The following is a 15,667-nucleotide window of genomic DNA, read 5'->3' as shown; positions in this document are numbered from 1 at the left end:
CCCCTCGAACACACCGGCCGCCACGGCCCGCCCCCACGCCTGCTCGTCGTCGCCCACCCCCGCACCGACTCCCGCACGACCCAGGTCGCCCACCAGGCCGCGCACCGGGACGAACCCGACCGGCAGGACCGCGGCAAGGTCTACTCCGCCGAAGTACGCGCCCACATGCGGCGCATCGACGCCGCCGACGTCATCGTCGTCTTCCCCCTCCGGTGGTTCGGCCCCCCCCCCGCGATCCTCAAGGGCTGGATCGACCGAATCTGGAACTACGGCTTCGCCTACGGCCGCAGCACTCCCCGCCTGGCCGCCACCCGCATGCTCCGGCCCGGCGGTGAGCAGCTGCTCGGCCCCCGACTTCACCGCACTCGGCTGGGACAGAACCCTCCGACACGCCCTCGCCACCGGCATCTCCGAGTTCTGCGGCATCACCGACGTCACCGTCGCCTTCCTCCACGACTCCCTCACGGCCGACACCGACCCGACCAAGACCGCCGACACCACCCTGACCACCTTCCTCACCCCCCGCAACCGCAGCACCGCATACAAGGGCCGAAACCCAACACCAGTGTCACCGCCTGCTGTCAGAATCAGCCTCGCCCCACCTCGTTGTCTGGAGGAACATGAGTGGCGACCTGGGTCCGCTGGTCATCACCCGCCGCAGCGGCAGTGAGCCGATACGAGCCAACGGCGAAACGGTCGGCAGACTCGGCGACTTCTGGAGCTGGGCATGCTCCGACCTGGCCAACAACACCATGCGGGGCGTCCTGGCCGAGTATCTCGTGGCCACGGCACTGGACGCGGCAGCCGGCACCCGCACCGAATGGGACACCGTCGACATCCGCACGCCCGAGAAGTGGCGCGTCGAGGTGAAATCGACGGCCTACCTGCAGTCCTGGACACAGCCCCAACTATCGAAGGTCTCGTTCCACATCGCCCCGACCTCCGGCTGGGACACCCACACCGGCACCACCTCGGCCGAAGTGCGACGCCGCTCGGACGTGTACGTCTTCTGCCTGCTGCACCATCAGGACAAGCAGACCCTCGATCCCCTGGACCTTGACCAGTGGACCTTCTACGTCCTGCCCACACCGGTCCTGGACGAACACTGCCCGAACCAGAAGTCCATCCGACTGTCCAGTCTGGAGCGCCTCAACCCGCTGAAGACCGATTTCGCCGGCTTGCAGAAAGCAGTCGCCGCGTGCGCCGAGGGCATGCGATAGGCAGGTCAGGAGCCCTTCGCGGCCGGCTCCAGAATCGCCACGCACTCCACATGGTGCGTCATAGGAAAGATGTCGGCCTGAGCGAGTCAGGGAAAACACCAGGTCACAGCTGTCTTCTCGGCTCATCGCGAGGCGGGCGGACGCCCAGAGCGTCAAACGAGCGTCGCGGCCGATCGCCCTTCCCCTACTCAGGCACTGAGCTGCTACGAGCAGCTCCACAGCAGGCCCACCCTCTCTGCCGCCAGTCACGGGCTCGCTGATGACGCCCCGCGCCACTCCTCCGGCCGCCATATTGGACTCATGCCGCCTAGCTCACAGCGCCCCGTACCCACGCCGAGCGACCTCTCGGGCCCGGTCGCCGAGGACACCGCGCCGCCGGGCTGGGCTTTGGCGCCCAGGAAGCCGCCGGCGTAGGTGCCGGTGGCCCTCCAGCGCACGGAGGCGCCGTGTCCGGCGATCAGGGGGTCGGTCTGGAGGGAGAAGTGCGGGTCGGGGAAGGCTGCGTGGGTCGGGGCGATCCAGGCCACGAGGCCGTCGGCGCCGCGGATGCTGCCGTCGCCTCCGTCGAGGAGGGCTGCGTGGACGGTGAAGTCCGGGGAGATGATGCCGGGTGCCTGGGTGCAGTCGCCGTTCCAGAGGCGCAGCCAGGCGTCGAGCATCGTCTTGGGGTTCTTGGCGGGCGCCTGGTGGCCCGGTGAGGTGACCGGGTGAGCGGCCGGGGCGGCGGACGAGGTGGACGCTGCGGCCGTTGTCGCGGTGGTGGCCGGCTGTGGTGTCAGTCGGTGCAGGTGGTGCCGGGTGCGGGCAGGTCGCGGGTGGTCAGGTAGCGGTTGGTGGCGTCGCGCACGCACTGGGAGAGCAGGAACATGCTGTAGTCGTCGCCTTCGCGGCTGAGGACGACGCTGCCGGGCAGTTGTGCCGCCATGGCGAAGCCCGCGCTGTGCGGGGCGAGCGCCTGGTGGGTTGACTGCACGATCAGGGCGGGGGGCGCGCCGTGGACGGGGGTACCGGCCGCGATGGGGCGGGCGGGGACGGGCCAGCCGAGGCAGCCGGTGAGGGCGGTCCAGGAGCGCACGGCGCCGCCGAGGTGCGGGGAGATCCGCGCCAGGTCCTTGCGCAGGCGGGTGAGCTGGTCGAACGTCGTCGCCGGACGGGAGCTGTCCAGGCAGGCGGGGACCTGCACCTGGACGGGGTCGAGGGTGTCGTCGGGTTCGTACGTGAAGTCGCTCGCGTCGCCGGCCTTGGCCTTGACGACGGCTTGGGCGAGGGCCGGCCAGGTGACGCCGGAGAGGGTCAGATGGTCCTGGGTGGCGGTGCGGATGTCCTCCCCGGTCAGGGCCCGGCCGTCGGCGGTGGGGATCGGTGTGCGGTCGGCGCGGGCGACGAGGGCGTCGTACTCGGCCGCGGCATCCTTGCCGTGCAGGGCACAGTCCGCTGTCGCGGCGCACCAGGCGGAGAAGCGGTTGAACGCTTCTTCGGCCGTGGCTGCTTCGCGGCGGATCCGCTCGGTGGGTGTGGTGGTGTCGTCCAGCGCCGTGTCCAGGACCATGGTGCGCAGGCGACCGGGGTACAGGTCGGCGTAGGTGCGCCCGAGCAGGGTGCTGTAGTGGATGCCGTACCAGTTCAGCTGCTTCTCGCCGAGGCCGGTGCGTACGGCTTCGAAGTCCCGTGCGGTGCTGGTCAGGTCGGCGTGGGCGACCAGGGGGCCGTTCTCACGCAGGCAGTCCTCGGCGAAGGCGCGGTTGTGGGCGACGAGCGCGTCGAACTGCTGCCGGTCACGCGGGAAGTGGGTGACTCCGGCCGGCTTGAGGGGTGTCGTACAGCGGATCGGCGTGCTGTGGCCCACGCCGCGCGGGTCGACGGCGACCAGGTCGAAGTTGCGGCTCATGGCGCCCGCGAACGAGGGGAAGCCGATGCGCATCGCCAGGCGAAGCTGCTCGATCGACGATCCACCGGCTCCGTCGTTGAGCAGGAGGGTGCCCTGGCGATGGGGCTGGTCGTCGGCGGGACGGCGGACCAGGGCGAGGCTGAGGCTGCCGGCGCCGGGGTGGGCGTAGTCGACCGGGACCCGGAGGGTGCCGCACTGCATGCCCTGGAATTCCGTGTCGGAGCAGGCGCTCCAGCTGATCCGGCTCGTGGGGGCGGCGGTCTGGGGTTGTGCGGGGGTGGCGACTGCCGGGGTGGCGAGGGTGGCCGTGGCGACGAGAGCGGCGGTCAGAGTACGCCGGACATGGGTGCGCAGGCTGGATCTGGGCATGGCGGGATGCTCCTGAGGCTGTCGGCGCCGTGGCGCGGCGCGGAGGAAATGCGGGGAGAGAACGGCAGGTGCGCGAACGCTGCGAGCGTCGACCATGCGTGGATGCGGTTTTCCGCATGAGGGGTCAGGCGTGCAGGACGACCTTTCCGGCGACGGTGCCGGACTCGGCCAGCCGCATCGCCTCGGCGGCCTGGGCCAGGGGCAGTTCGGCGGCGATGTGGGCGGTGATCTCACCGCGGCGCAGGGCTTCGAAGACCTCGGTGAGGTCGGCGCGCAGCCTGGCCTGGAAACGGCCGCGGTTCAGGGCTCGGCCGGCCCAGACGTTGAAGAAATACGCGCGGCGGCCGTTGGGCAGCGCGTTCCACAGCCACACCCGGCCGAGGAGCTTGAGGACGGGCCACTGCTTGGAGCCCTCGTCGTCGCGGGTGGAGGCGCTGCCGTAGGAGACGAGCGTGCCGCCGGGGGCGAGCAGGCGCCAGGAGTCGACGATGCCGCGGCCGCCGACGTGGTCGAAGACGGCGTCCACCCCCCGCGGGGCGAGTTCACGGACACGGGCCGGGATGTTCTCCGTGCGGTAGTCGATCGGGGTCACGCCCTGTTCCTTCAGCACGGCGTGGTGGCGCGCGGAGGCGGTGCCGATCACCTGGGCGCCCGCGACCTGGGCGAGCTGGACCAGGACCGACCCCACTCCCCCGTTGGCCCCGTGCACCAGGACGGTCTGCCCGGCGCGGACACGGGCCTTGCGGTGCAGCATCTGCCAGGCCGTGATGCCGTTGATCACCACCGTCTCCGCCTGCGCCGCGCCGACCCCGTCCGGGACCGGCACCAGGTCCGCGGCGTCGACGACGACGTGACTGGCCCAGCCGCCGACCTTCAGCAGCGCGGCCACCCGCGTCCCGACCAGCCCCGCGTCGACACCCTCACCGGTCGCCGCCACGGTGCCGACCAGGTCGTATCCGGGGACGAACGGGAAGGGCGGCTGGTCGTAGTAACGGCCCCGGCGCATCTGCTGCTCCGCGAAGGAGACACCGGTGGCTTCCATGCGAACCACGACCTGGCCCGCCCCGGCGCTCGGGACAGCACCCTGCCGCACCTGAAGCCCCTCCGGCTCGACCTTGCCCGGCAGCACGACCTCGACCATCGCTGCGGCGTTCATGGTGTTCCTCCCTCGACAGGCACCAGCATCGTTAACGGCTGACGCGTTCGTTAGAAGTTATAACTTCACCGCCGAGTGACAGTCAAGTACGTTCGTAATAGGGTCTAACTCAGGCGGTTGACCAGCCGCTCCGCCGGCTCCGGGAAACCGGCGGACATGACAGGGAAGGGATGAGCCCATGGCCATCGCAGGAAAAGAGACACCGCGCGAGCGCTACCGCGCCCAACTGCGCGCCGAGATCAAGCAGCGCGCCTGGGAGCAGATCGCCGCCGCCGGGGCACCCGGGCTCTCCCTGAACGCCATCGCCAAACAGATGGGGATGAGCGGCCCCGCGCTCTACCGGTACTTCGCCAGCCGGGACGAGTTGATCACCGAGCTGATCCGGGACGCCTACCGCAGTCTCGCCGACACCCTGCGCACCGCCGCCGCATCGGGTGCCGATCTCGCCGGGCTCGGGCACGCGCTGCGCGCATGGGCACTGGACGACCCCCAGCGCTACTTCCTCATCTACGGCACACCCGTCCCCGGCTACCACGCCCCCGACGACATCACCATGATCGCCTCGGAGATCATGGACGCCCTCCTGGACGCCGCCCCAGCCGCCCCAGCCCCTGCCCCGGCCGCGGTGCAGGACACTTCGCTCGAATCCCACCTCGCCGAACACCGCCAGTGGGCCGGCGACCACCCCGCCTCCCCAACGGCGCTACGCCTCGCCCTGCACTTCTGGACCCGCCTGCACGGCATCCTCTCCCTGGAACTCGCGGGCCACTTCAACGGCATGGGATTCGACCCCGACGAGCTGTACGAGAACGAACTGCGGCACCTCACACAGTGAGGGGACGACCACGGCGACCACCCAGGGCCGCAGGCCGCATGCGACGACCACGGCAGCCGCGGGGCTGAGCCGCCCCACCTCTTCGCTGGTCCCACCGCCCTCGGACAACCGGTCCAAACAGCCGGCGTACGCTCAGCCCTTCTCGAACCGGCCTCTCACAGGGGCCCCCAGACCTCGGACTGCTGATGCAGCTGACGCTGCACCAGCGCCACGGACGCCGGGGCCGGCCCCGAAGGGGTGACGAAATGGAGGGCATTGAGCGGTTGGACCTGCGTACGGTGCAACGCCTCCAGCGAGCCGGCCGCCAGAGCGGGGTCCGCCAGATAGCGAGGCAGGACGGAGATCCCGGCGCCGGCGACGACGGCAACCAGCACGGCCCGCAGGTCGGGCACGATCATCGACACCGGATTGGGCGGCCGCCGACCGAACTCGGGGTGCCAGAGCAGGGACCAGCCGCGAAGCGGTCAGCTCCGCTGCCGTGCCCTGACGGGCCTGGCGGTCGGCGTCCTGAGCCAGGGCGCCCCGCAACTGGTCCAGAGGGGAGGCGATGCGCCGGGCCGGCTCGTGTGCACGCGGCGTCGGTGCGGCTCTTCGCCGGGAACGTTCGAAGAGCACGGCGTCCAACTGGCCCTCCGGACGCGCCAGCCGACCGCTGACCGCGGGTTGGGACACGCCCAGGGCGGCGGCAGCGGCGGTCAGCGAAACAGGTCGAGCACTTCCGGCCACACTTGAGAAACCCTGGGAAACGGCAGGTCAAAGCCCCTTCGCGGCCGGCTCCAGAATCGCCACGCACTCCACATGATGCGTCATCGGAAACAGATCGAACGCCCGCAGCATCCGCACCCGATACCCGCCCTCCCGGAAATACGCGATGTCGCGAGCCAGCGCAGCGGGATCGCAGGCGACGTACGCGATGCGGCGGGCGCCGAGGGCGGCGAGGTGGGCGACGGTCTTGCGGCCGGCGCCGGCGCGGGGCGGGTCGAGGACGATGAGGTCGACGTCGGTGATGCCGGTCCGGGGAAGGACGGCTTCGACCTTGCCCTGCTCCACGCGGACCCGCGGGAAGTCGGCCAGGTTGTGGCGGGCGTCCTCCACCGCGCGCTTGCCGGACTCGATGCCGAGCACCGCGCCCTTCTCGCCGATGCGGTCGGCGAGCGCGCCCGCGAAGAGGCCGACGCCGCAGTACAGGTCGAGGCACATGTCGCCCTTGCGCGGCAGCAGGCCCTGCATGACCGCCGTCACCAGCGTGTCCGCCGCCTTCGGGTGGACCTGCCAGAAGCCGCCGCTGCCGACCCGGTGGGTGCGGCCGTCCGCACGTTCGCGGACGAAGGGGCGGCCGTGGACGCGGTGGACGCCGCCGGACTTCTCGTCCACCCGCATCACCGACACCGGCTTGTCCAGTTCGACCAGGGGGAGGCGGGCGCCCGGTCGCGGGGTGAGGATCACCTGGCGGTCCTGGCTGCCCGTCGCCGCGATCGCCTCCACCGACTCCATGCCGGACCAGTCGCGCCGCTCGACGCCGAGCTCGCTGACGCCCTCCGCGGCGATCATGCAGTGCTCGATGCGCTCGACCTCGTGGGAGCGGTGGCGGCGCAGGCCGGCGTGGCCGTCGGCGTCCACCGCGTACTGCACGCGCGTACGCCACTGCGGCACCTGACCTGCGGGCAGCTTGTCACCCTCGGCCGGCATCACCGTGCCGTCCCAGCCGGCCTCCTCCGGGGTGAGACCCGCGAGCCGCTTCAGCTGCTCGGCGATGACCTCGCCCTTGAGGCGCCGCTGCGCACCCGGCTTGGCGTGCTGCCAGTCGCAGCCGCCGCAGCGGCCGGGGCCGGCGTAGGGGCAGGGGGCCTCGACCCGGTCCTTGGACGCCTCCAGCACCTCGACGGCGTCCGCGCGCAGGAAGCGGTCGCCCTCCTCGCCCTCGGTGACCCGGGCGACGACCCGCTCACCGGGCAGCGTGTGCCGGACGAAGAGCACCTGTCCCTCGGACGTACGGGCGATGCAGTGCCCGCCGTGCGCGACGGGCCCGACCTCGACCTCGTACACCTCGCCCACCAGCGACTTCTTCGGTTCTGCCTGCATGGCGGGTGACTCCAGATCGGGAACGTACAGCGGTGAGAGCGTCAACGGGAAGGTGCGGTGGCCGGGGCACGTCCGCCTTCGCGGGACAACAGCCCACCAGTCTACGTCGTCCCCGGCACCCCTCAGTCCCTGCCGCTCGGCTCCTTCGGCCGCTCCTGCGCCGGTCCCCGTCGCACGGAACCCGGCGCGTTCCACTCCTGCCGCTTGCGGGCGCGCCGCTTGGCGGCCTCGGAGGACTGGAGCTGGTAGGGCACGGAGGTGACCATGATGCCCGGCGTGAACAGGAGGCGGCCCTTGAGCCGCAGCGCGCTCTGGTTGTGCAGCAGGTGCTCGTACCAGTGGCCGACGACGTACTCGGGAATGATCACCGACACGGCGTCGCGCGGCGACTCACGGCGCAGGTTCTTGACGTACTCGATGACCGGTCGGGTGATCTCGCGGTAGGGCGAGTCGAGGACCTTCAGCGGTACGTCGATCCCGCGCCGCTCCCACTCCTCGCGCAGTGCCCTGGTCTCGTTCGGGTCCACGTTGACGGTGAGCGCCTCAAGGGTGTCGGAGCGCATCAGCTTGGCGTAGGCGAGGGCGCGCAGGGCGGGGCGGTGGATCTTGGAGACCAGGACGACGGAGTGGACCCGCGAGGGGCGCACGCTGTCGTCGCTGGGGCCCTCGGGGGCGGCGAGCTCGCGCGAGACATGGTCGTAGTGGCGGCGGATCGCGCTCATCGTGACGTAGAAGATCACCATGCCGAGCAGCGCGACCCAGGCGCCGTGGGTGAACTTGGTGACCAGGACGACCATCAGCACCATGGCGGTGAAGAAGGCGCCGAAGGCGTTGATCGCGCGGGAGCGGATCATGTGGCGGCGCTTGCCGGGATCCCGCTCGGTGGCCAGATGGCGGTTCCAGTGGCGGACCATGCCGGTCTGGCTGAGCGTGAAGGAGACGAAGACGCCGACGATGTAGAGCTGGATCAGCCGGGTGGAGTCGGCGCCGTAGATCCACACCAGCAGCATGGCCGCGCCGGCCAGCAGCACGATGCCGTTGGAGAAGGCGAGGCGGTCGCCGCGGGTGTGCAGCTGGCGCGGCAGATAGCGGTCCTGGGCGAGGATCGAGCCGAGGACCGGGAAGCCGTTGTACGCGGTGTTCGCGGCGAGGAACAGCACCAGCGCGGTGGCCGCGGCCAGCACGATGAACGGGAGGCTGCCGCTGCCGAAGACGGCCTCGGCGACCTGGGAGATCACCGGGTGCTGGACGTAGTCGGCGCCCACCGGGACACCGTTGTCCAGCAGGTCGTGGCCGGGGTTCTCGGCCATGCGCACCTTGGACACCATGGCCAGGCCGATGATGCCGCAGAACATGGTGACGGCCAGCAGGCCCATCAGCGCCAGTGTGGTGGCCGCGTTCCTGGACTTGGGCTTGCGGAAGGCGGGGACGCCGTTGGAGATGGCCTCCACGCCGGTGAGCGCGGCACAGCCGGAGGAGAAGGCGCGCAGCAGCAGGAAGACGAGCGCGAAACCGGCCAGGCCCTCGTGCTCGGGCTTGATCTCGTAGCCGGCGGTGGGCGCCCGCAGGGTGTCGTCCAGGACCAGGCCGCGGAAGGCACCCCAGGCGATCATGATGAAGACGCCCGCGACGAACACATACGTCGGGATCGCGAAGAGCGAGCCGGACTCCTTCACGCCGCGCAGGTTCATCAGGGTCAGCAGCACGATCACGGCGATCGCGCAGAACACCTTGTGCTCGACGACGAACGGGACCGCGGAGCCGAGGTTCTCGATGCCGGAGGAGATGGAGACGGCGACGGTGAGCACATAGTCGACCAGCAGGGCGCTGGCGACGGTGAGCCCGGCCTTGGGGCCCAGGTTGGTGTTCGCCACCTCGTAGTCGCCGCCGCCGCTGGGGTAGGCGTGCACGTTCTGCCGGTAGGAGGCGACCACGGTGAACATCAGCACGACGACCGCGGCGGCGATCCACGGGCTGAAGTGGTAGGCCGACACACCCGCGATGGACAGGACCAGCAGCACCTCCCCGGGGGCGTACGCCACGGAGGACAGCGGGTCGGAGGCGAAGACGGGGAGCGCGATGCGCTTCGGCAGGAGCGTTTCGCCGAGCCGGTCGCTGCGCAGTGCGCGCCCGATCAGAATCCGTTTGGGCACGTCGGTCAGTTTGGACACAACAGAGCATCGTAAGGCCTCGAACAGCAGCGCGCCCACCGGCCCACCGCGGTCTGCCTCACGGGTGAAATCGGCCCTGGTCCGGGCCGGGCGTCAACCTCCGGGGACGCTGCCGTGTCTATATGACTAACCCGCCTTGATGGCTGCCCCGCCGTGATGGCCGACCCGCCCTGATGGCTGGCCGCCGTGAAGGCTGACCCACCCTGACGACCGACCCGCCCTGATGACCGCCCGCCCCTGCTCGTCACCCGGAGTGCCCATGGCCACCGCCGCAGAGCTGATCGGCGCCACCGCCGCCCTCGTCGCCCTCGCCGTCCTCACTTTCGCGAGCGTCCGCAGCATCAGCCGCCGCTGAGCGGGGCAGTCGGTGCACGAGAACGTCCAGGGGGCGCACGGGGGTGCCGTCCCCCGACCGTGCATGTGTAGCTTGGTCGGCGGTCTGAGACCCTGTTCAGGTCAAGGACCTTGATTCAGCTCAAAGTCAACAACTCGTGACACCGGAAGGACGGTCGTGCACATCGTCATCATGGGCTGCGGCAGAGTGGGTTCCGCACTCGCCCAGACCCTGGAGGAACAGGGGCACACGGTCGCGGTGATCGACCAGGACCCCACCGCCTTCCGTCGCCTCGGCTCCTCCTTCGGTGGCCGCCGGGTCACCGGCGTCGGCTTCGACCAGGACACCCTGCGCGAGGCCGGCATCGAGGAGGCCGGGGCCTTCGCCGCGGTCTCCAGCGGCGACAACTCCAACATCATCGCCGCCCGGGTGGCCCGCGAGATGTTCGGCATCGAGAACGTCGCGGCCCGGATCTACGACCCCCGCCGCGCCGAGGTCTACCAGCGCCTGGGCATCCCGACCGTAGCCACCGTCCGCTGGACCGCGGACCAGATGCTGCGCCGGCTGCTGCCCTCCGGCTCGGAGGCGCTGTGGCGGGACGCCACCGGCGGCGTCCAGCTCGCCGAGGTGCACGCGTCGTCCGCCTGGGTCGGCCACAAGATCAGCAAGCTCCAGGAGGAGACGGGCGTCCGTGTGGCGTTCCTGACCCGTCTCGGCGAGGCGATGCTGCCCACCTCGCAGACCGTGCTGCAGGAGGGCGACCTCGTGCACGTGATGATGCGCAGCGACGAGGTCGAGAAGGTCGAGGCGGCGTTCGCCGAGGGCCCGAAGGAGGGCGGTCACTGATGAGGGTCGCCATTGCCGGGGCCGGCGCGGTCGGCCGGTCCATCGCCGGTGAGCTGCTGGAGAACGGCCACGAGGTGCTGCTGATCGACAAGGCGCCCACCGCCATCTCGGTCGAGCGCGTCCCGCAGGCCGAGTGGCTGCTGGCCGACGCCTGCGAGATCACCTCCCTGGACGAGGCCGCGCTCCAGCGCTGCAACGTCGTGATCGCCGCGACCGGCGACGACAAGGTCAACCTGGTCGTCTCGCTGCTCGCGAAGACGGAGTACGGCGTGCCGCGCGTCGTCGCCCGGGTGAACAACCCCAAGAACGAGTGGCTGTTCAACGAGTCCTGGGGCGTGGACGTCGCCGTCTCCACCCCGCGTCTGATGTCGGCCCTGGTGGAGGAGGCGGTGAGCGTCGGCGACCTGGTCCGGCTGCTGCGCTTCAGCCACGGCGACGCCAACCTGGTCGAGCTGACCCTGCCCGAGGAGTCGGCGCTGGCGGGCACCCAGGTCGGCGACGTGGAGTGGCCGCAGGACACCTCGCTGGTCACCATCATCCGCGGCACCCGTGTGCTGACCCCGTCCAAGGACGACTCCCTGGAGGCCGGCGACGAGCTGCTGTTCGTGGCCGCGCAGGCCCGCGAGGAGCAGCTGGAGGATCTGCTGTCGGTGCGGCGCGACGACACCGCAGGCGACTGACCCCTCGGGGATACGACGAGAAGGGCGCCCCTGCGACCAGGGGCGCCCTTCTCGTCGTAGAGGCAGCCGTCGAGCGGCGTCGGCGTGGGACGGCTACTCGGCGGACCGGGCCGCGGCCCTGCGCTCCTCCTCGGCCTTCTCCGCCTGCTCGGCGGCCTCCATCTCCGCGAACACGTCGATCGGCGCCGGTGCCTTCGCCAGGAAGATCCAGGTCAGCCAGACGGCGAGCAGGAAGGGCGGGATCTTCAGGGCGACCAGGACCCAGCCGAGCTGGGTGGTGTCGGCCCACCAGTACAGCGGGAAGAGGATCGCGCACTTGGCCAGCAGGATCAGGCCCCAGGCGTAGCTGGCCTTGGCGTAGGCCCTCTTGCGGCCGGGGTTGCGGGTGCGCCAGGAGAGGTTCTCCTTGAAGACCGGGCCGAGGATCAGACCGAGCAGCGGCACCCCGCACAGGGTGGTGATGATGTACGCCAGCGCCAGGCCCAGGGTGTAGAGCATGCCGGGCAGGTAGAAGTCCTTGGCGTTGCCGGTCATCATCGCGAAGACGACACCGAAGGCGACGCCGAAGACGCCGCTGAAGGCGTGCTTGACGGTGTCCCGCATCGCCAGGCGGACGACGACGAGCAGCAGCGACACCGCGAGCGCGGCGATCGCGGACAGGTGCAGGTCCTTGTTGATCGTGTAGATCGTGACGAAGAGCAGGCCCGGGACCACCGTCTCGACCATGCCGCGCACGCCGCCGAATGCCTCGAAGAGCGCGGCCTCCGTCACCGCCCTCGAATCCCGGTCATCCTGCTGGGCGTCCTGGGTCGGCTTGTCGAGCGACGTCACCGGCTACTCCCGTCCGAGGGGTCTCAGTTCGTACTTCGGGTTGAACAGCACCCGGCGGCCCCGGCTCATCGAGATCCGGCCGGACGCGATCATTCTGCGTCCCGGTTCTATCCCGACGATGGAGCGCCGGCCCAGCCACACCACGTCCAGGGCGGCGGAGCCGTCGAACAGCTCGGCCTCCAGGGCGGGCACGCCCGCGCGCGGACGCAGGGTGACCGTGCGCAAGGTACCAGTAACGGTGACGACCTCGCGGTCGTGACAGTCGCAGATGCGGGTGCAGCCGGTGGTCTCGGCGTCCTCTCGCAGCTCCTCGGACTCCAGGTCCTCCTGCGACGAGGAGAGCCGGTCGAGCATGCGCCGGAACCGGCCCACCGGCTTGTCGGGTCGAGGAACAGCACTCATGTCTGAAGGGTACCGGGGGCCACCGACACCTCAGAACCCCCCGGCTCGCGCTGGGAGATCGCTCACTTCTCGAACCGGTATCCCGCGCCGGGCTCGGTGCGGAAGTGCCGCGGACGGGACGGGTCCGCCTCCAGCTTCCGGCGCAGCTGGGCCAGGTAGACGCGCAGGTAGTTGGTCTCCGTGCCGTAGGACGGGCCCCACACCTCCTGCAGCAGCTCCTTCTGGCCGACCAGTCGGCCGGTGTTGCGGACCAGCACCTCCACCAGCCGCCACTCGGTGGGGGTGAGCCGTATCTCCCGGCCCTCGCGGACCGCCCTGCGCGTGCCCAGGTCGAGCGTGAAGGCGGGCGTCTCCACGAGCACCCCGCCCGTCTCACCGGGCTCGGCGCGGCGGACGGCGGCGCGCAGCCGCGCGAGCAGCGCGTCCGGCCCGAACGGCTTGGTGACGTAGTCGTCCGCGCCGGCGGCCAGGGCCTCGGTCTTGTCCTCGTGGCCGCGCCGCGCGGACACCCCGAGGATCTGCGCCCCGCCGGCCCGTTCGCGCAGCGCGCGCAGCATCCGCCCGCGGTCGGTGCCGGACATGTCGAGGTCGAGGACGACGACGTCGGGCCGGCGCTCGGCGGCCAGGCGCAGGCCCTCGGCCGCGTCGTGGGCCAGGTCGACCTCGTATCCGCGGGCGTCGAGATGCACCACGAGGCCGCGCACGATCCGCGGCTCGTCGTCGATCATGAGCACCCTGGTCATGGTGGCGCCTCTCCGGTCTCAGCTCTCGCTGATCTGGCCGTCGCGCAGCTCCAGGACCCGGTCGGCCAGGTCGAGCAGCGTGCTGTCGTGGGTGGCGACGAGGGCGGTGACGCGCTCGCTGCGGACGACGGCTCGCAGCAGCTCCATCACGGCGTGCCCGGTCTCGGCGTCCAGCTGGGCGGTCGGCTCGTCGGCGATCAGCAGGGCGGGGCTGTTGGCGAGGGCGCGGGCGATGGCCACCCGCTGCTGCTGGCCGCCGGAGAGCTCGCCGGGCCGCTGGGCGGCGTGGTCGGCGAGGCCGACCAGGGCGAGCAGCAGCTCCACGCGTTCCTCGCGCTCGCGCACCTCGGCGCGGCGCAGCCGGAGCGGTACGCCGACGTTCTCGGCGGCGGTGAGGATCGGGATCAGCCCGAAGGACTGGAAGACGAATCCGATACGGTCCCGGCGCAGTTCCAGCAGCCCCTGCTCGCCGAGCCCGGACAGCTCACGCCCGTCGACGACGATGCTGCCCCGGTCGGGCGCGTCGAGTCCGCCGACGATGTTCAGCAGCGTGGTCTTGCCGGACCCGGAGCGGCCCTTGAGGGCGACCAGCTCGCCCGGGCGCAGGGTCAGGGAGACGCCGCGCAGGGCGTGGACGGCGGCGGCGCCGGATCCGTACGTCTTGTGGACGTCCTCCACGCGCACCATGGTCTCGGTGACCACCTGGCTCATGCTGTGCCTCCCCCGTGGGCCGGGCGCCAGTATCGCGGGCGGCGCCCGGTCGATCAACGGTTCGGCCGGGGTCGTCGCCGGTCAGTTCGGGTTGTCGCCGTGGGTGAGGGTCTCCCAGGCGACGAAGAGGTTGTTGCTGCCGGCGGGGCGCTGCTGCCGGGTCAGGGCCTCGGTGTTGGTCATGGGGTGGCCGAGGCGGTGGTGCAGGGCGTTGTAGCCGACCTCGGTGACCGGTCCGAGGCCGCGCCTGACCGATCCGCCGCACAGCCAGCCGGGGACGGTGGCGCCGAGTTCGTACTTCGCGTGGAAGCCGAGCGCGTGCCGCAGCCGCTCGCCGACGTCGGTGCCGTACAGGTCCTGGCCCTGGATGCGGCTGGTCTCCGCGACGTGGGAGAGGGCGGAGATGCCGTATCCGGTGTGGGTGAAGTCGCGGCAGGTCTCCTGGGTGAGGCCGGTGACGAAGGTGGACTGGCCCTGCCAGTAGCGGACGATCTTGTCGCGGGTGTCGAGGTTCTGGCTGGGGACGGTCTTCGGCAGTTCGCCGTCGGAGGCGAGGTAGACATAGGCGGCGGTGCGGGTGCGGAACTTCGCCATCGCCTTGTCGTAGGACGCCTTGTCCTCCAGGTGGACGGAGATGCCGATGGCGGCCTCCATCATCGACAGCTCCCAGTTCCCGTTGGAGTTCGAGCCGTTGATGATCTCCGGGAGGTAGACGTCGCGCAGCATGGTCGCGAAGCGGCCGGCGTTGGGCCAGCCGCCGGGGTAGGTGTGCTTGATGATCTCGGCGGCCCTGGGCCACGACGAGCCCGCCCAGCCGGTCTGCAGGGGCGCGTTGCTGTTGGTGTGGTCCTGGATGACGGCGGACCAGGCGTCCATCAGCTGGATCGCCTTCTGGGCGTAGCGGCTGTCGCGGGTGATGTACCAGGCGAGGGCGTTGGTGTACGCGGCCATGGCGTCCTCGCGCTCGTCGGTGCAGCCGTTGTTGGGGTTGGAGTAGGAGCCGCACTCCACGATCGCGCGCGGCCTGGGCACGCGGTTCTGGTCGGCGTACCGGCTCGCCATCATCTGGTCGAAGGCGCCCTTCCAGGGCTGGGCGCCGGCGAGGACCTGGGTGCGGGCGAAGTCGAGCTGGCTCCGGGAGACGGTGACACCGGGGTGGGTGAAGGTGGTGGGGGCGGCCTCGGCGGCCGGCTGGGCGAGGAGGCCGCCGAGCAGGAGGGCGGTGACGGCCGCGAGGAGGGGGGTTCGTCGCACGACAGCTCCGTTCTCATACGTGAACGCAGGGCACCCTTTTGAATGCGGGTGCCGGAGAACGTAGGTCCAGACCAATCGCACGTCAAGGGTGGGCGCACGGGGACACGCACGAGAGGGCGTCAAGCGTGGGCGCACGAGAAAGGGC

Annotated in this window: 16 protein-coding genes and 1 pseudogene; 5 read left to right on the top strand and 12 right to left on the bottom strand. The window is 70.9% G+C overall.

The features are described 5' to 3' along the window. The first annotated feature begins 39 nt into the window (after positions 1-39). Together ACSU6M_RS25800 and ACSU6M_RS25795 are read left to right on the top strand one after the other, a co-directional pair. Positions 40-624 carry an NAD(P)H-dependent oxidoreductase gene (locus ACSU6M_RS25800; protein WP_437075342.1) on the top strand — a complete coding sequence of 195 codons (585 nt, stop codon included), beginning with the start codon at positions 40-42 and terminating at the stop codon, positions 622-624. Continuing rightward, complete coding sequence (locus ACSU6M_RS25795; protein WP_437072671.1) at positions 621-1,220, top strand: hypothetical protein; 600 nt, start codon at positions 621-623, stop codon at positions 1,218-1,220. Before ACSU6M_RS25800 ends, ACSU6M_RS25795 begins: the two co-directional genes overlap by 4 nt. Positions 1,221-1,465: 245 nt before the next feature. Here ACSU6M_RS25795 and ACSU6M_RS25790 read toward each other — a convergent pair whose 3' ends face one another. The 3 genes from ACSU6M_RS25790 to ACSU6M_RS25780 all read right to left on the bottom strand — a co-directional run bounded on the left by ACSU6M_RS25790 (position 1,466) and on the right by ACSU6M_RS25780 (position 4,633). After that, entirely contained in the window at positions 1,466-1,879 is a 414-nt protein-coding gene (locus ACSU6M_RS25790) for a nuclear transport factor 2 family protein (protein ID WP_437072670.1), read from the bottom strand. A 116-nt stretch (positions 1,880-1,995) separates the two neighbouring features. Then, complete coding sequence (locus tag ACSU6M_RS25785) at positions 1,996-3,477, bottom strand: alpha/beta fold hydrolase (protein ID WP_437072669.1); 1,482 nt, start codon at positions 3,475-3,477, stop codon at positions 1,996-1,998. A gap of 124 nt (positions 3,478-3,601) precedes the next feature. Continuing rightward, positions 3,602-4,633, bottom strand: a complete 1,032-nt coding sequence (locus ACSU6M_RS25780; protein ID WP_437072668.1) for a medium chain dehydrogenase/reductase family protein — start codon at positions 4,631-4,633, stop codon at positions 3,602-3,604. Between the two features lie 178 nt (positions 4,634-4,811). Between ACSU6M_RS25780 and ACSU6M_RS25775 the strand changes: the two genes are divergently transcribed. Further along, positions 4,812-5,468, top strand: a complete 657-nt coding sequence (locus ACSU6M_RS25775) for a TetR/AcrR family transcriptional regulator (RefSeq protein WP_437072666.1) — start codon at positions 4,812-4,814, stop codon at positions 5,466-5,468. Between the two features lie 155 nt (positions 5,469-5,623). Here the strand turns inward: ACSU6M_RS25775 and ACSU6M_RS25770 are convergent, their stop codons facing one another. The 4 genes and pseudogenes from ACSU6M_RS25770 to ACSU6M_RS25755 form a co-directional block, all read right to left on the bottom strand. After that, positions 5,624-5,866 carry a LysR substrate-binding domain-containing protein gene (locus tag ACSU6M_RS25770; RefSeq protein ID WP_437072665.1) on the bottom strand — a complete coding sequence of 81 codons (243 nt, stop codon included), beginning with the start codon at positions 5,864-5,866 and terminating at the stop codon, positions 5,624-5,626. Positions 5,867-6,095: 229 nt separating this feature from the next. Continuing rightward, positions 6,096-6,140: pseudogene (locus tag ACSU6M_RS25765) on the bottom strand (hypothetical protein); the annotation flags it as partial. 81 nt (positions 6,141-6,221) lie between these two features. Then, entirely contained in the window at positions 6,222-7,550 is a 1,329-nt protein-coding gene (locus ACSU6M_RS25760) for a class I SAM-dependent RNA methyltransferase (RefSeq protein WP_437072664.1), read from the bottom strand. 122 nt (positions 7,551-7,672) lie between these two features. Beyond that, positions 7,673-9,721 carry an APC family permease gene (locus ACSU6M_RS25755; protein ID WP_437072662.1) on the bottom strand — a complete coding sequence of 683 codons (2,049 nt, stop codon included), beginning with the start codon at positions 9,719-9,721 and terminating at the stop codon, positions 7,673-7,675. 511 nt (positions 9,722-10,232) lie between these two features. Between ACSU6M_RS25755 and ACSU6M_RS25750 the strand changes: the two genes are divergently transcribed. Both ACSU6M_RS25750 and ACSU6M_RS25745 read left to right on the top strand, forming a co-directional pair. Then, on the top strand, positions 10,233-10,901 hold the full coding sequence (locus tag ACSU6M_RS25750; protein ID WP_437072660.1) for a potassium channel family protein: 669 nt from the start codon (positions 10,233-10,235) through the stop codon (positions 10,899-10,901). Continuing rightward, entirely contained in the window at positions 10,901-11,581 is a 681-nt protein-coding gene (locus ACSU6M_RS25745) for a potassium channel family protein (protein WP_437072659.1), read from the top strand. Before ACSU6M_RS25750 ends, ACSU6M_RS25745 begins: the two co-directional genes overlap by 1 nt. Before the next feature lie 93 nt (positions 11,582-11,674). Here the strand turns inward: ACSU6M_RS25745 and ACSU6M_RS25740 are convergent, their stop codons facing one another. The 5 genes from ACSU6M_RS25740 to ACSU6M_RS25720 all read right to left on the bottom strand — a co-directional run bounded on the left by ACSU6M_RS25740 (position 11,675) and on the right by ACSU6M_RS25720 (position 15,522). Then, on the bottom strand, positions 11,675-12,412 hold the full coding sequence (locus ACSU6M_RS25740) for a DUF3159 domain-containing protein (protein WP_437072658.1): 738 nt from the start codon (positions 12,410-12,412) through the stop codon (positions 11,675-11,677). 3 nt (positions 12,413-12,415) lie between these two features. Then, positions 12,416-12,814: an OB-fold nucleic acid binding domain-containing protein gene (locus ACSU6M_RS25735; RefSeq protein ID WP_437072657.1), complete on the bottom strand. Its 399-nt coding sequence runs from the start codon at positions 12,812-12,814 to the stop codon at positions 12,416-12,418. Between the two features lie 62 nt (positions 12,815-12,876). Next, positions 12,877-13,557, bottom strand: coding sequence for a response regulator (locus ACSU6M_RS25730; protein ID WP_437072655.1), 681 nt, complete (start codon positions 13,555-13,557; stop codon positions 12,877-12,879). A gap of 18 nt (positions 13,558-13,575) precedes the next feature. Beyond that, positions 13,576-14,268, bottom strand: a complete 693-nt coding sequence (locus tag ACSU6M_RS25725; RefSeq protein WP_437072654.1) for an ABC transporter ATP-binding protein — start codon at positions 14,266-14,268, stop codon at positions 13,576-13,578. Positions 14,269-14,349: 81 nt separating this feature from the next. Continuing rightward, the gene (locus ACSU6M_RS25720; protein ID WP_437072652.1) at positions 14,350-15,522 is read right to left on the bottom strand and encodes an alginate lyase family protein; all 1,173 of its coding nucleotides are present in this window, start codon (positions 15,520-15,522) and stop codon (positions 14,350-14,352) included. Positions 15,523-15,667: the final 145 nt, after the last annotated feature.

The sequence above is a fragment of the Streptomyces sp. enrichment culture genome, from assembly GCF_964272895.1.
GTDB lineage: Bacteria > Actinomycetota > Actinomycetes > Streptomycetales > Streptomycetaceae > Streptomyces.
This window is presented reverse-complemented; position numbering and strand designations above follow the sequence as displayed.

What these genes read in the sequence shown, in the direction of transcription:
- ACSU6M_RS25795 (WP_437072671.1), top strand. Translation starts at nt 621, where the DNA reads ATGAGTGGCGACCTGGGTCCGCTGGTCATCACCCGCCGCAGCGGCAGT.
- ACSU6M_RS25790 (WP_437072670.1), bottom strand. Translation starts at nt 1,879, where the DNA reads ATGCTCGACGCCTGGCTGCGCCTCTGGAACGGCGACTGCACCCAGGCA.
- ACSU6M_RS25785 (WP_437072669.1), bottom strand. Translation starts at nt 3,477, where the DNA reads ATGCCCAGATCCAGCCTGCGCACCCATGTCCGGCGTACTCTGACCGCC.
- ACSU6M_RS25780 (WP_437072668.1), bottom strand. Translation starts at nt 4,633, where the DNA reads ATGAACGCCGCAGCGATGGTCGAGGTCGTGCTGCCGGGCAAGGTCGAG.
- ACSU6M_RS25775 (WP_437072666.1), top strand. Translation starts at nt 4,812, where the DNA reads ATGGCCATCGCAGGAAAAGAGACACCGCGCGAGCGCTACCGCGCCCAA.
- ACSU6M_RS25770 (WP_437072665.1), bottom strand. Translation starts at nt 5,866, where the DNA reads ATGATCGTGCCCGACCTGCGGGCCGTGCTGGTTGCCGTCGTCGCCGGC.
- ACSU6M_RS25760 (WP_437072664.1), bottom strand. Translation starts at nt 7,550, where the DNA reads ATGCAGGCAGAACCGAAGAAGTCGCTGGTGGGCGAGGTGTACGAGGTC.
- ACSU6M_RS25745 (WP_437072659.1), top strand. Translation starts at nt 10,901, where the DNA reads ATGAGGGTCGCCATTGCCGGGGCCGGCGCGGTCGGCCGGTCCATCGCC.
- ACSU6M_RS25735 (WP_437072657.1), bottom strand. Translation starts at nt 12,814, where the DNA reads ATGAGTGCTGTTCCTCGACCCGACAAGCCGGTGGGCCGGTTCCGGCGC.
- ACSU6M_RS25730 (WP_437072655.1), bottom strand. Translation starts at nt 13,557, where the DNA reads ATGACCAGGGTGCTCATGATCGACGACGAGCCGCGGATCGTGCGCGGC.
- ACSU6M_RS25725 (WP_437072654.1), bottom strand. Translation starts at nt 14,268, where the DNA reads ATGAGCCAGGTGGTCACCGAGACCATGGTGCGCGTGGAGGACGTCCAC.